The sequence below is a fragment of the Rhodobacteraceae bacterium Araon29 genome (assembly GCA_039640505.1).
In the GTDB taxonomy this organism is placed as follows: Bacteria; Pseudomonadota; Alphaproteobacteria; order Rhodobacterales; family Rhodobacteraceae; genus CABZJG01.
On the sequence record CP046865.1, the window covers coordinates 869,133 to 883,173 of the forward strand.

The window sequence follows — 14,041 nt, forward strand, 5'->3', positions numbered from 1 at the left end:
GTACCCTAATCAGGTGGCTCTTCTGAGTGCTCAGAAAATACAGCAACAGTGCAGCCTTTTTCCGAGTATGAGTTATGCTCGCTTCCCGGGGCAAGCCAAACCACATCGCCGGCCTTGTAGATTGATCCATCATGATCTTTAAGCTCGCCTTCGATGACATAAAATTCTTCCGCGCCCCCATGGCGATGCGGCGCAGAGCTTGCACCGGGTTCCATTTTATAAATGTAGAAACCTAAATTTGGTGGCATGTCAGGATTGAGTTTTAGAAAAGAAGTACCCTTTTCCCCGGTTTCTTCGGGATCATAGGGGGTGAACTTGGCGTCTTTGATGTTGACGACACGGCGATCTTTCGCTGCTACTGGTTTCATTTCCCGTTCACCTCAATGTTCCCTTTCATTTATTGGTTGGTTATCACTTTTCTCAACTCTGGCCTAATTTATGGATTACTGGCAAGCAAATCCTTATTCATTTCTTCAAGCTTTCCTTGAGGGGGTTCTGGTGCGTCCAAAATAGGAAAATAGACCCGCAGTGCATCATGGTAACTGCGCACCCCGTATTCTAAATCTGACAGAATGATACCGTCATATCCACTTGAGAAGGCGGCCTCCCAAGTCCATTCTATCAATTGCTCATCTTCCTTTGAGGTATACCGATCGATGCGCATGCTCAGATACCGAGAAAGCCGTTTTTGTCTGTCTTCGTTTGGAAATTTATATGATGCACCACGTTGAATGGTTTTGCCGTTTTCAACGGGGAATTCTTGATAAAAAATGACCGAGTCTGGGTAGAGTCCGAAGACAAGATTTGGAAATACTCCAATATACAGCCAGCAATTTTGATGCTCTTTATCAAGCCCTTCCTTGTGGCTTAGGATTTTCTTATAGTTTTGCACGCTCCATAACCGGCCTTTTCCTTCGCGAAAGGCGCCCACAGATCGTGCGGTTCCGTTGGTAAAGGGCTCGTCGTGATAGTTTGACCCAAAAAGGTCATGCAACCCCGGATGTGCCAAAGGGACATGATAGCCTTCGTTATCGACATCGCGCACGCACTTCCAGTTAGCAGCAACATCTTCTGTCCAGTAATCATCGCCAGATGGCAATAGATCGGAGAGTTCATATTGCTCAATCTCGGCATCAAATGGCGCAAGAATTTCACGAATGGAAGGCTGTGGCCCCGGTTGAAACCTCACAAAGATAAACCCGTTCCAATTTTCCATCTCAATTGGTTTCAAACCGTATTTTATAGGATCTAAATCAGGCAGAGACGCGGGCTGCGCTGCGCCTCGCAATGTCCCGTCAAGATTATAAGCCCAGCCGTGGAAAGGGCATATAATTGCTGATCTGCAGCTGCCTTTTTCGTCGGCAACAACCCGCGATCCGCGATGCCGGCACAAATTATGAAAGGCGCGTATCTGATCGTCTTTGCCGCGTATGATTAATGCGCGTTCATCGACGAAATCGCATGTTATGAAGTTGCCCGGTTCCGGAATATCACTTTGGTGACAAATCAACTGCCAATGGCGGCGAAAAAGAAGCTCTTTTTCCTGTTCCAGCATTTCTTTGTTAAAAAAACTCCACGCTGGAAGCCCGCTGCGATCCCAGGTATTTGGAGATGACGTGGATTTATTTCTGGAATTCATCCTATTTCCCCTTTGCCAATTACAAATCTATAGCAAGTGTTATTTAAGCGCTCAAACATAAATCCTCTGTCGTTGCGTAAATGCAGTTAAGCTTGGCAATTTATTAGATGTAATGGGTGATCAGAATGTAATCGCACACAGTGATTCGGGAAAAAATGGATTAAAACAGATCCAAAATGATCTCTGCCTGTGGAGAACCTATGGATAAGATAAACAATTCTGTGGATAAGCCCGAGAAACTCAAGAAATATGATTTTTTATCTTGATTTAAACATGTTTCGTGACACGATGATCTTAGGATTTCAACTGGGGGGTAATCAAAGATTAAAGCAAGGAGGCCGAGTAACATCAGCTAAATTGTCGAGATTAGAGGTTAACCGTTTTCCGAGTTGCTGCTTGTATGAGGTTCGTCCTACCAGAAGATTAGAGTTCGCTCTGAAAAGCTGGTGAACAGTGTATAGGTAGATTAACGGCTCAGAAGCAGTAGTTTTCCTAGGGCGTTCTATAACCTTTCAGGTGGTAGGACGCCCTTTTAATTTGAACGGGCGCCGAGGCAATCTGGGGGGTATCCTAGATACATGCCCCGGCGCGGGTTCGTCCTGAGTATCGGATAATTTACCTTGACCGTTTTATCAACGGCTCAAACGCATATTATAGCGGCGTTTGGATGGTTGTTGCATTTCTGCTGCAGGGCAAAACTGGGGTAAAGACGCTGCTGCTATGCTTGGCTTAAACCCTAACCTTTGAGTTTATCGGCAAATCTAAAACGCGTGACCTACTAGATCGATCACTGTGGCCTCATCCCAAAGAATTGATCCAAGGGGCATCACCATCAATTCGCTATCGCTTAATTCAATAACTTCACCGGTTTTTACACCGATCAAAGAAGTACACCTGACTTTATTGGGTACTGATTTAAAACCGGATGCTGTATAAAGAGGCCGGTTGCCAAAGAGCAAGAAAAACGCGCATTGAGAGGATTTAACCTCTTTAATAGCGCGATGCAGAAGCTGCGTTGCAATACCTTGCCCCCGATAGCTTATATCTGTTGCCACATCACCCAGACCCGCAATGGTTAAAAGTTTGCCGCCCATTCTTATGGCTCTGATGGTAATGCCCATATGGCCAATGACAGCCGCTTTTTGACGCATCAAAAGACGAATGTGGTGGCGTTGCTGAAAAAAACTGCGTGTGCCGTAATCCACGCCAAAGGATCCGTCAAGCAAGCTCCCAATTGCCTTGTCGTCGCGTTTTGACAGCCGCATTTCTTCGATACGTTCGATTTTCATTTGATCTACCCAAATCTTGAATTTCAGATGGCCGTTTCTGATGCGGTCATCGGGTGACACACGCTATTTATGTAGGTATAGCCAAAGCGATCCAAGCTAAATTTAAGTGGATTAAAATTTTGGCCTTCTTGTAAACTCGGCTTAAAAGGAGGTTTTGATTGATACGCGCTTCAAACGCTTTTCTATTAATAGAAACATGTGGTGCAAATTATCCTGTATTTTCTGCAAATGCGCAAAGGTGATTGTCTTTACAATTTAGCTTATGTGGCTGTTATCTGCTTCACACCAAGGCGCTGGATTTAAGAATTGGCTCGAGCATGGATTTCATTTCATCTTTTCGATAAGGCTCGTCTCGGATCAACCGTTCGACAGAAAGCCCATAATCTGTTTCAATTTCCGCCACTTTTCCCGCCGCTAGGTCAACATGACCCAAATGGTAATTATTGGCGGATTCAAATACAGATATAATTGGATCTGGAAACTTTATTCTTTTGAAAATATCATCGCTGGCTTGATGGTCATGTTGCCAGAATTTCAATACACCTTCTATTTCGTAAAGCAGATCAGACGCCGTTGGATTTATTTTTTTCGCCCGATCCAATTCGTTCTGAGCTTCGTCCAATCGGCCGTCATACATTAGTACTTTGCAGTGCTTGGCAGCAATATATAGATCAGAGGGGCAAAGACTACAGGCATGGCGGTGATGCGCCAATGAAGATTCGTAGTTTCCATTTGACAACTGCATAGCGCCCATGATCCTGTTCGCCTCAGCGTCGTCAGGGTCAAGTTGAAGGGCTTTCTCAATGCTTTTTAATGCCTCTTGCATCCAGTTAGGGCCTAAAATCTCGGGTTCCCAAGATGATAGGTTGGCCGTCGAGCAAACTTTCCATGCCAGCGCTCTTGGATAGTTTGGATCAATATCCACGGCTCTGCTGAAAAGGTCATAGGCCTTGCGCGCATCTTCGCGCGAAATAATCGAATTTCTGTGATGCTTCAGGCCCTGAAGAACAAGATCATACGCACGTGCATCCTCTGGCGGTTTATTGGCCGATGAGCGCACCTCATCTTTTTCAACTTGACCGACAAGTTTTGATGCAACGGTCGATGCCAAGGTTTCTTCTAATTCCCAAATCCCCTCTTTGGTGGTTTCAAATTTCTCTGACCAAATGGTTTGACTGTTTTCCGAGTTATCTAATTTGATGTTAACACGAACACGGTTGCCCATGCTGCGAACAGCGCCTGACAATATATATTTGGCAGACAAGGCTTGCCCGATTTCCTTTAGTGACTTTTCACCTGCAAGAAAAGCAAAGCTGGCATTGCTTGAAGTTACACGCAGAGATTTATAACGGGACAAAGCACTAATTAGATCTTCTGAAACGCCCTCGCAGAAATATTGCTGCTCTTCATCAGAACTGAGGTTCTTTAAAAGTAATACCGCAATTGAACCGGGCAGGGTTTCGACATTGACAACTTTTTCAGTGTTTGAGGCCCCATAACGCCCCATTTGATACCCTGATTTCCACATATAAACAGCTGTCGGGTTTGAAATGTTCTTTAGGCTTAATTCACCCAAATAGGCAAAGGAACTTTGGGTTTCTGACAGCAGCTTATCAAAAGCACTTTTGCTTACATAAACCCCTTCGGGAGACGAGGCGGCTTCAAGCCGCGCCGCGACATTAACAGTGTCCCCGAACACATTGTCATCTGCATCCATGACTGCGCCATAGTTGATACCTGCACGAAACATCATCCGCCGTTCTGTGGGTGATCCGGCATTTAGACGGGCCATTTCTTCTTGAATGGCCACTGCGCAAAGTGCGGCTTTATCCGCTTCTGCAAATTCTGAAACAATGCTATCGCCGGCCTCATTAAAAACACGCCCACTCATGGAAAGGACAAGACTGTGGATGCGTTTTCTTCGGGCAGACAATACATCGATGGTCACCGTGGGGTTTTCAGCAACTTGTTTTGAAAACCCAACCACATCTAACGCCAAAACTGTTGTTTCTCGCATAGTGAAGCCCCGAATAAAAATGAGAACTAAATAAGTTAATCCGTATATTAAATTATTACATATTTATTATGTGGGAGTCACAAAAAAACTGAAAAGATATTTAGATAAAAATTCATTTGCAAATAAAACAGTTTTGGCGTGAAACTTTTAAAAGGCAAATCTGTCAAATTCAAAATTGTCTTTTAGTATTATTAAATCTCCAATAGGGCGGTTTAATAATAGGCCGAGTTCAGGTTTTCCGATAACTGCAGCGGGCACTGAGATCGCCATCTTTAGGGCCTCAGAGGGGGAGAGGCCGATGTTTTCAATGAGCCTTTTGACACTTTGCGACATAGTGATATGCGCACCGGCCAGATTGCCTTGGCTATTTATCAACCGCCCACCTTTTATTTTCACCTCTGCATTATAAAGCTTGAAATGCTCAGGGCCGCTGATTGTTGGCATCGCGTCTGAAATGACGAACATGCGATCGGGGCAGGGCCGCGCACGTAAGGCCATTTTTATAAGGTCGTCAGACACATGATACCCATCGCAAATAATCCCCGCATAGGCATCGGAATTTATGGCGGCGGCGACTACGCCCGGGTCTCGGTTGATCATGGGCGGCATGGCGTTAAACAAATGGGTAAAGCACCGCGCCCCCTCTGCAAGCGCCATCCGGCCTTCTTCTGCGGTGGCATTTGTGTGGCCGATGGACACAACCGCCCCCAGTTCGGCGAGATCTGAAATCACTGTCTTACCCACAATTTCGGGCGCTACGGTGATCATGACAGGAATGTCAGAGTCGCGCAGTTTTTTCACCAAGCCAAGGGTTTCGGAATCAAAGGGGCGAATATGCTCTTTTGCATGGGTGCCGCGGCGGCTTATGGCGAGGTGGGGGCCTTCGATATGCAGCCCAATGATGCCAGCTTCCCCTTTTGCCTCTAGGGCGGCGTCAACCGCGGCGTGCAATACCTCGTGGGTATCGGTGATGACGGTCGGCAAAACGGCGACTGTGCCATAGCGCCGATGAGCGCGAAGAATTTGACGCATTGTTTGGTGGCTGGGCTGATTGTTAAGCAAGACGCCGCCGCCACCGTTGACTTGCAAATCCACAAAACCGGGTGTCAAAATACCGCTCAAGTCAACCGCCGAAGCGGTGTTGGGCATTTCATCCACAGGCATTATCTGAACCAAATTCCCGTCTTCAATTCGCACTGCGTGACCTGATAGAAGATCATTACCGTCAAAGATGCACGTAGGTTTTATCCATCCATTCATCTGCGTCATCACTCTGACCTCTCTTGTGCAGGTGTCGCCCGGCGTTCTGTGGTGAAAAAGTAAGGCTTTAAACTCTGCTCTACATTGGCGGCGATCAATGTCGCAGCGTTCAAAGCCCTGCCCAGTTCGGCGCGGTTGATTGTAGGGGTGGGGAAAAATTGCTCGACTAAAGCACGGCTTAAATCTCGGCTTTCCAGCGCCGCTAACAATGCGCTCACAGCGGCCTGTGCGTCAGGGTGTGGCCAGTAATAGCGAATACGATCCGCCAAGGCCAAATGCCGCTGTGCGAACTGGGCATCTGGATCGCCATGGTAATGCGATTGCCATGCGCCCCTGTCTTTAAGCATGATACGCTCCATTACCGGGCTGACAATCGGCGCTGATCCGTCTCGAAACGACAGCATTTGATCCAAGGCATAAACGGCTTGCCGCCAAGCAAACGTTAAGGCGGGTCCAACTTTTTGATAGGCAAAACCCAGTTCGGCAAGACGCGGGTATGCCGCGGGCTTTTGATAGTCGGTTGAATGGGCTTCAAGTGCCAAATTAGGCCAGCGCATCATGACCGAGCGCAAATCAAAGGAGCGCTCTAGGGGGAGATGATAGACCGTCATAGGTCCGAACTCGACACCCGGCTGCACCACAAGACCCGAAACCAAAGCCCGCACGTCCCCAAGCCCGGCATCCAAAAAAGCGCTCTCATGGGCCTGCAGTGTCGATGCTGCACTTTCTGGGGTGGTGGCCGCGATATCGCCGTGGCTGTCCACTTTGGCACCGCCAGGAGGCGGGACCTCTGTGCCGATGACAAAGGTTAAACCCTCAGGGTTTTCACTGACGCTTAATGCAACAGACATCAAACGCGCTGCGCGCTGGGCGGCGGTTTGCTCATCCACTTGCGTAGGTTCGCCCGCGCAGCCTTCTGAGCAGTCTAAATGGATTTTACAAAAGCCGGCCTTAACATATTCACGGATCATCACATCTGCTTTGGCCATTGCCTCTTCGGCGGGCAAATTGCGCCAGGCCTGCGGCCCCAAATGATCGCCGCCAAAAATAATGGCGGTTGGATCAGCGCCAGCATTGAGCGCCAAGCGCGACACGAAAGCGACAAACTGGCTGGGTGTCATGCCGGTATAACCGCCCTCTTGGTTGACCTGATTTGAGGTGGCTTCTATGACAACCGGCTGGTTTTCGGCGGCGGCAAATTTTAAGACAATGCACAAAACACCCGGGTGGGCCGTGCAAACCGAAGGGATCGCAATGCTTTCACCGGCGCGGTTCCGATGGACAATATCCAACAGCGCATTAACCATTTTGCGCCTCCTGCCAGGCGGCATAGGCTGCCCCGCGCACTCCGCTGACATCGCCGCCCTGCGCCAAAAGTAATTTGGGGATGGGAAAGTCTTTAAACTGGGCGTTTTGCAGAGCTGCGCTTAGGTCATTACAGATCCCGGATATATTTGAAAGCCCACCCCCCAAAACAATAACGTCTGGGTTCAAAATGTAATCAAAGGCTAGAAATTGCTCAGCAACGATTTCGCACCAGACCTTCCAGACCTTTTCCATTTGCGGATCATTGTGCCGCGCGGTTGCGATATCAGCAGGTGGCACAGAGCGGCCGGTGAGCGCTTGTGCAAGCCTTGACATGCCTTGGCCTGAGACAAGCGTTTCAATGCACCCCATACGGCCACAGCCACATTGAACGATCGGCAGGTCATAGGCTTTTACAAGATGGGCGGGGGCATAAATATGGCCGAATTCACCGCTGACGCCCAAGCTTGGGGACAAAAGTTGCCCATCCACGACAACCCCGCCGCCATTGCCCGTGCCAAACACAATCCCGACCATTGTGCGAAAGGGCCGACCAGCTCCGAAAATCGCCTCAGAAAGAGCAAAAGCGCGGCAATCGTTTAGATAGGTTATCGCCCGACCGCATGCGCGCGCCAGATCTTTGGGGAATGGTTTGCCCGAAGCAGGCAGATTGGCCGTAAGAGCAAGCCCGGTGCGTGGCGCGATTAAGCCGGCCGCGCCAACGCCAATGGGCAATCCCGGATAGCTCTTTTCTATCCAACTCACTTGCGCGGCCACGGCTGTCAACAGACCGGCATAGGTTTGCGGTGTTGCACTGCGTTGTTTTTCGGCGCAGTTCCAGTCCGCATCAAACACCTGTGCTTCGATTTTCGTGCCGCCTAAATCAATGCCTGCTGCAATCATTGCGCCACCTCATGGATACGCACGTTTGACACCACGCGGCTAAGGGTGCCTTGTCCGGCAAAGGGATCGTCGACGTTCAAGCCAAGTTGATGCGACCAATGAATTGAAACAACCTGAGCCAATCCAACGGCCAGCGGAACGGTCCATAAATCGCGCTGGTAAGATGGGGTGTCGATATCACCGCTGGGGCCGAGTGAAACAATTGGGTTATTAGGAAATTGTTCGCGCAATTCTTCGACTAGATCGGCATCATAAAGCTTCGCTTGCGGGTGCGATCCAAGAAAAACCATGATTTGAGTGTCCGGCTGCACGAAAGACTTTGGACCATGACGAAACCCCAATGTGCTATCCCAGATCGCTGGTATTTGGCCTGCGGACAGCTCAAGCGTTTTAAGCGCAGCTTCGCGGGCGGCAAAGGCTAGGGGCCCCGAACCGACATAGACAATACGCTGTGGCTTGGCGCGCGCAAGGTCGCAAAACGCGGGCAGTAACCGATCAAATTCCTGCGCCAGAGCGGGCAGCAGTTCTTCCAAAACCGCGCCATCATCAAATATCCCAACCGCTGTCAAAAGCATTGTGGAAAAGCTTGCCGTCATTGCGAACCCACTGTCGTGCGTTTCCTGCGGCAGCAGAACGAGGCGGTGATTGGCATGATTGCCGCGCAAGGCCAAAGCCCCTTTGGGATTGCAGGTGATATTAAGCTGCGGCGCGTTGGGGGCCAATTTGTCTAAAGCATCGAGGATGCCCAAAGTTTCGGCACTGTTCCCCGACCGACCAAAATTCACCACAAGTGGTGTTTTACGGCCGCTCAAATAGTCTTTTGGCCGGGCCACAATATCAGTTGTGGGCACTGCCCGAAGGGGTGGTGTTGCCCGTCCTTCCAACCCGGCAACCAGAATATCCCCGATGAACGCCGAAGTTCCAGCACCGCAAAACCAAATTTCATCGAAGCGCTGCTTTGTAATCCAGTTGCGCAGCTCTTGGAAAGGACATTCTGTTGCCCATTGGCGCCAGATATCCGGCTGTGAAAGAGTTTCACGCCAGGTTGCCCAAGGCAGGATATCAGTATGAGCTGTCATAATGTGCTGGTCACTTTGGAAAGCGTTTGGGGTGTGTCGGGGTCAAGGCTAAGAGCCAGTGCAACTTGTCTTACAATCGGATAGACCAAGTAAAGTAGTATTGCGGCGGATGCGGCGGGTGATAAAATCGGTACGTCAACATCTATAGGCGAGATGCGAAACACTTTAGCGCCTGACGCTCGAAACCTTTCCTCTGCTCGATCCAAACTTTGTTGGGTGCTTGTTAGTCCGGTATCCAAAAGTAGCACTGTCAATGGTTTCGTGACCAGTTGCAACGGCCCATGCAAGACCTCAGATGCCGAATAGGCTTCTGCATGTAACGCGCAGCATTCTTTAAGTTTCAATGCAACTTCTTGCGCGGCCCCAAAGCCGGTGTCTCGTCCAATTACATATATATGTTGCGATCTTATGAGCCCATGAATAATGGTTTCGCAATCGGGGTGCTGCTGGCCTGCTACTTTGGTGACCTCGGCTGCGTCTCTTTTGCAGATGGCGGCGTAGTCTGGGCTATGTGAGGCAAGAATGGCCATGCCGGCAGCAATAGAGCCAATCACTGTTTTGGTTGCAGGAACGGCAAATTCGGGGCCTGCATCGAGCGGCACACAGATATCGGCTGCCTGTTCGACAGCTGATCCGGGTTGATTGGTTAAGGCCACAACTTTCGCGCCGCGCGCCCGCGCGCCGCGGGCAGATTTAACCAGATCTTCACTGGCGCCCGATTGGGAAATAAGCAAACACGCGCTGCGATCTAGACGGACGCCGGTGCCCAAGGAAAATACTGACGGAGGAAGCGATGTGACCGGTAATTGCAGCTCGCGCATCCATTCATAAGAGAGTATATTTGCCGCTGCATCAGAAGACCCTCTTGCGACCGTATAAATGGCCTGCAGATCATCAAATTGGCTGTCCAGATCAACTGAGCGGGACACGCGTTTGGAAAAAACACTAGGGATTTGTGCGATTTCTGCGGCCATTTGCTGGCCCAATTCAATCTTATCCAACATCTTGGTCCTTTCTCGCGGGCAGATTGTATCTGTCAAACTCTGCCCAAATGGAAGATAAATTTACGATTTGCCCACTTTCGCGCGCTTGATCAATTGCAAGCGCCCCGATGCCGGCCTCTAGTGCATCTACAATGCTGACCGGTAAGGCGTCTTTTTCTTGGCGAAGGAACGCAACAATGTCTTGGACCATTAAATGGTCAGCCCCGTAGTGGGCGCTCGTCTCTGCGAGCATGCCGTTTGAGTAATCGTGATTGGCAAAAATGCTTCCGTCGCGGCGGGTTATTTTGAGATAGCCGCGGACAAAATCGCCCTCTGCCATCCCCTTAGCGCCGATAATGCAAAACCGGCGATGTTCGTCAGGCACATTGGTGTTCGTATGAAAGCTCATAGAGGCCCCAGATTCAAATTCAACCACTGCGGTTTGGCAATCCACGATGTCTCCATCACTTTGAAAGGGATCATCCACTGAATTCCAAACTGACTTTTTAACATGAAAAGTGTCATTTTCCGAATTGCTGGCGGGCGCATGGGCCGGGAGGAACGACCGGCGCCCGCCAAAGCTTGCCACCCGTTTTGGCCGCGAGCCTGTAATCATGTTGTAGAGGTCTAAATCATGGCAGCATTTTTCCAGCATGAAGCCCCCGGAATGGCCGTGCATACGGCGCCAGTCGCGCATGAAAAACGCACCATGGTAGGGCGCGATATGCTCATTTGCTTCCAGCGATGCAATCGGGCCAAGAACACCGGCATCAAGGGCTATGCGTAAGTCTTTCATATGTTGTGAATGCCGCAGAACAAGCCCAACCATCACACGCGCTGACCCGTATTCGGCTAACAGCTCTGCTAGCTGCATGGTTTGCTGCAAAGACACAACGACCGGCTTTTCCGTGAAAATCCGTACGCCGGCCTTTAACCCAAGAGCAATTTGTTCAAGATGAAATTCATTCGGCGATCCAATGAAAAACAAATCAGGATTGGCATCGCTGAGCATGTCTTCAATCGATGGGTAGCGCGGGGTTTCAAGTCCGATCATGTCAAGATGCGATGGTTGAGGATCGTAATAGCCGACGATCTTTGCCTCGGGCATTGTTTTGCGCAGGATCGACAAAACATGCCCGGAGCGCAGACCAATTCCAGCTGTTACGATCCGCATATCTGGCCCCTCAATCTACCAAACTGGGGGCGTTGGTGCGACGTAAAACCCGACCGCCGGCATCAAAAACATGGCAATCATTAGGGTCTACGGAAAGTGATATGACCTCGCCTTCTTTGATCGGAGCATCACCTGCAAGTGCGGCGCAGAATTTAATTTGGCTATTTGGCAATTGGCCGTATGTTATCGATGTGCCCCCGAGACGTTCGAGAACATTCACTGTGACTTTAAGCCCGTCATCCTTATTCATGTGAACATCTTCGGGCCGCATACCTATTTCAACATGATCACCGGGTTGAGAGGCATCTGTTGCAACAGGCAAACATAATTGCGTGCCCTCGCTTAGCTCGACATGAAGACCCTTTGGGCTCACTCTTGCAACACTGGCCGGCACGAGGTTCATATTCGGTTGGCCAATAAAGCCCGCCACAAATTTGGTCGCCGGATGATGGTATAGCTCCATGGGCGTGCCGAATTGCTCAATGCGGCCTTCGTTCAAAACCACAATCCGGTCGGCCATTGTCATGGCTTCGACCTGATCATGCGTCACATAGACCATCGTGGCATCCAATTCGCGATGAAGCTGGCTAAGTTCAACCCGCATATCCCCGCGCAATGCGGCGTCCAAGTTGGACAATGGCTCGTCAAACAGAAACACTTTTGGGTTTCGCACAATTGAGCGGCCAATGGCCACCCGTTGTCGTTGCCCCCCCGAAAGCTGTCCGGGTTTTAGGGTTAATTTTTCGGTCAGTTGCAGGATTTCAGCAGCGCGATTTACGCGCTCGCGCACATCTGAGTTCGACAGTTTCTGAACCCGCAGTGGAAAGGCAATATTTTCAAATACAGATAAATGTGGATAGAGCGCATAAGATTGAAAGACCATTGAAATGCCGCGATCCACAGGCGCGGCGTTGCTGACGTCTTCACTGCCGATAAGCACTTTGCCTTCGGTGGCCTCTTCCAGACCAGCAATAATCCGCAGCAAAGTGGATTTGCCGCATCCAGACGGGCCGACAAAGACAACAAATTCTTTATCCTTGATTGCCAGAGAGACATCCTTAAGCACCTCTGCCGTGCCAAAAGATTTTGAAATTGAGTGTAAATCCAGCGTTGCCACTAAAACATTCCTTTAAGTCTATGGGTCAGGGCGGCGGTAACCGCCGCCCTGAAAATCAGCTCAAAGAGCTTCGTCCAGTTCTTCACCGGCAATTGTTACAAGGTTGTCTACTGTATCATCCTTTAGCACGATGCCTTGGATCATATTGGTAAAGACGGCTTGTAGTGATTTGAAATCCTCAACAAGCGGCTCAGGACCACCTGCGCCAATGCCATTTACAAAGACCTGCCAGTAGGCATCACCTTTGTAGTAAGGACTTTCAAATCCAAGTTTTTCATAGTCGAAGATTGGTGTCAGACCCCATTCGGTATCCAGTGCATACTGGCTTTCACCTGTTGTCAGCATACCGGCGAGCTCATGTGCAAGATCTTCATGACCTGAGCCTTTAAATACCGCAATTGAATCGGTGATAAGCAAGGTGCCATTGTCCCCGTTTGGTCCGGCTGGAATAGGAACAGTGATTTCCTTAATACCTGCGTTATGCTGACCGCGGCCCCATGGACCATCGATGTACATCCCGATTTTGCCGTCGTTATAAAGGTCCTTCAACTGGCTACGTTCCCAAGCGGTTGGGCCATCTTGCGCCACATCAACCAATTTTCCGAAGAAGGCCAAAGTTTCGCGTGTTGCGTCACTATCAAGCATATTTTCCCCGGTTGTCGGGTCGATCACAATGCCGCCATTTGAATAAAGATAGTTCAAGAACTGGTGCATCGTGTTGTCAAAGTCTTTTGCCGCAAGGCCAACACCAGCTGCTTCGGTATTGTCATTAATGGCTTTCGCAAGGTTGTACATGCCTGCCCATGTGTGCGGTGCCACGCATTGCTCGCCGGCTGCTTCAACCAGTCCGCAGTTGATGAAAAGAGCTTTGGTTGAAAACGCGCGTGGATATCCCCAATGTGTCCCCTTGACAGTGACTGTATTGAGAATGCCTGGCTGATATGCGCCCATGGTATCATCAGAGATCTCTGCTGGTACAATCAGGCCATTGTTTGCCAATTGGCGTAAGGTCCGTGATCCCATGTATGCGATAGATGGCGGATCTCCGGCTGCGGCAAGTGTCAGGGATTTATCCTGACAGGTGCCCCATGGCACTGCTTCTAAATTAACCGAGACACCGTCATGCTTGGCAACAAAGGCGTCAACAACCGTTTGGTCTGCTTGGCGGATCTCACCGCCGCACATGATGAAATGCAATTCTGTCGCTTGCGCAGAGATCGCACTTCCAGCAAGCATTGCGGCGCCCACTGTCAGTAGTTTTAGATTTTTCATTTT

The 14,041-nt window shown here is 49.7% G+C and carries 12 protein-coding genes; all 12 read right to left on the reverse strand.

Going from position 1 to position 14,041, the window contains the following annotated elements; all coding sequences use genetic code 11:
• Positions 1-5: 5 nt before the first annotated feature.
• The 12 genes from GN278_04015 to GN278_04070 all read right to left on the reverse strand — a co-directional run bounded on the left by GN278_04015 (position 6) and on the right by GN278_04070 (position 14,038).
• Complete coding sequence (locus GN278_04015; GenBank protein ID XAT62534.1) at positions 6-248, reverse strand: cupin domain-containing protein; 243 nt, start codon at positions 246-248, stop codon at positions 6-8.
• A gap of 188 nt (positions 249-436) precedes the next feature.
• Positions 437-1,639: a Rieske 2Fe-2S domain-containing protein gene (locus GN278_04020; protein XAT60053.1), complete on the reverse strand. Its 1,203-nt coding sequence runs from the start codon at positions 1,637-1,639 to the stop codon at positions 437-439.
• A gap of 761 nt (positions 1,640-2,400) precedes the next feature.
• Positions 2,401-2,928 carry a GNAT family N-acetyltransferase gene (locus GN278_04025; GenBank protein ID XAT60054.1) on the reverse strand — a complete coding sequence of 176 codons (528 nt, stop codon included), beginning with the start codon at positions 2,926-2,928 and terminating at the stop codon, positions 2,401-2,403.
• Between the two features lie 280 nt (positions 2,929-3,208).
• Positions 3,209-4,945 carry an adenylate/guanylate cyclase domain-containing protein gene (locus tag GN278_04030; protein ID XAT60055.1) on the reverse strand — a complete coding sequence of 579 codons (1,737 nt, stop codon included), beginning with the start codon at positions 4,943-4,945 and terminating at the stop codon, positions 3,209-3,211.
• A 147-nt stretch (positions 4,946-5,092) separates the two neighbouring features.
• The gene (gene nagA / locus GN278_04035) at positions 5,093-6,205 is read right to left on the reverse strand and encodes an N-acetylglucosamine-6-phosphate deacetylase (protein ID XAT62535.1); all 1,113 of its coding nucleotides are present in this window, start codon (positions 6,203-6,205) and stop codon (positions 5,093-5,095) included.
• A gap of 8 nt (positions 6,206-6,213) precedes the next feature.
• Positions 6,214-7,512, reverse strand: coding sequence for a tagatose-6-phosphate kinase (locus GN278_04040; protein XAT60056.1), 1,299 nt, complete (start codon positions 7,510-7,512; stop codon positions 6,214-6,216).
• On the reverse strand, positions 7,505-8,413 hold the full coding sequence (locus tag GN278_04045; GenBank protein XAT60057.1) for an ROK family protein: 909 nt from the start codon (positions 8,411-8,413) through the stop codon (positions 7,505-7,507). The genes GN278_04040 and GN278_04045 overlap by 8 nt, the downstream gene beginning before the upstream one ends.
• Positions 8,410-9,492: an SIS domain-containing protein gene (locus GN278_04050; GenBank protein ID XAT60058.1), complete on the reverse strand. Its 1,083-nt coding sequence runs from the start codon at positions 9,490-9,492 to the stop codon at positions 8,410-8,412. Before GN278_04050 ends, GN278_04045 begins: the two co-directional genes overlap by 4 nt.
• A complete protein-coding gene (locus GN278_04055) occupies positions 9,489-10,466 on the reverse strand; it encodes an SIS domain-containing protein (protein XAT62536.1) in 978 nt (325 codons plus the stop codon). The genes GN278_04050 and GN278_04055 overlap by 4 nt, the downstream gene beginning before the upstream one ends.
• A gap of 19 nt (positions 10,467-10,485) precedes the next feature.
• On the reverse strand, positions 10,486-11,649 hold the full coding sequence (locus tag GN278_04060) for a gfo/Idh/MocA family oxidoreductase (GenBank protein ID XAT60059.1): 1,164 nt from the start codon (positions 11,647-11,649) through the stop codon (positions 10,486-10,488).
• A 10-nt stretch (positions 11,650-11,659) separates the two neighbouring features.
• Complete coding sequence (ugpC, locus tag GN278_04065) at positions 11,660-12,766, reverse strand: sn-glycerol-3-phosphate ABC transporter ATP-binding protein UgpC (protein ID XAT60060.1); 1,107 nt, start codon at positions 12,764-12,766, stop codon at positions 11,660-11,662.
• A 60-nt stretch (positions 12,767-12,826) separates the two neighbouring features.
• Positions 12,827-14,038, reverse strand: coding sequence for an extracellular solute-binding protein (locus tag GN278_04070; GenBank protein ID XAT60061.1), 1,212 nt, complete (start codon positions 14,036-14,038; stop codon positions 12,827-12,829).
• Positions 14,039-14,041 lie beyond the last annotated feature (3 nt).

Bases quoted from the DNA above. Each gene is read 5' to 3' on its own strand.
- GN278_04030 (XAT60055.1), bottom strand. From the start codon at position 4,945: ATGCGAGAAACAACAGTTTTGGCGTTAGATGTGGTTGGGTTTTCAAAA.
- GN278_04045 (XAT60057.1), bottom strand. From the start codon at position 8,413: ATGATTGCAGCAGGCATTGATTTAGGCGGCACGAAAATCGAAGCACAG.
- GN278_04055 (XAT62536.1), bottom strand. From the start codon at position 10,466: ATGGCCGCAGAAATCGCACAAATCCCTAGTGTTTTTTCCAAACGCGTG.
- GN278_04070 (XAT60061.1), bottom strand. From the start codon at position 14,038: ATGAAAAATCTAAAACTACTGACAGTGGGCGCCGCAATGCTTGCTGGA.
- GN278_04015 (XAT62534.1), bottom strand. From the start codon at position 248: ATGCCACCAAATTTAGGTTTCTACATTTATAAAATGGAACCCGGTGCA.
- GN278_04020 (XAT60053.1), bottom strand. From the start codon at position 1,639: ATGAATTCCAGAAATAAATCCACGTCATCTCCAAATACCTGGGATCGC.
- GN278_04040 (XAT60056.1), bottom strand. From the start codon at position 7,512: ATGGTTAATGCGCTGTTGGATATTGTCCATCGGAACCGCGCCGGTGAA.
- GN278_04060 (XAT60059.1), bottom strand. From the start codon at position 11,649: ATGCGGATCGTAACAGCTGGAATTGGTCTGCGCTCCGGGCATGTTTTG.
- GN278_04025 (XAT60054.1), bottom strand. From the start codon at position 2,928: ATGAAAATCGAACGTATCGAAGAAATGCGGCTGTCAAAACGCGACGAC.
- GN278_04050 (XAT60058.1), bottom strand. From the start codon at position 9,492: ATGACAGCTCATACTGATATCCTGCCTTGGGCAACCTGGCGTGAAACT.
- nagA (XAT62535.1), bottom strand. From the start codon at position 6,205: ATGAATGGATGGATAAAACCTACGTGCATCTTTGACGGTAATGATCTT.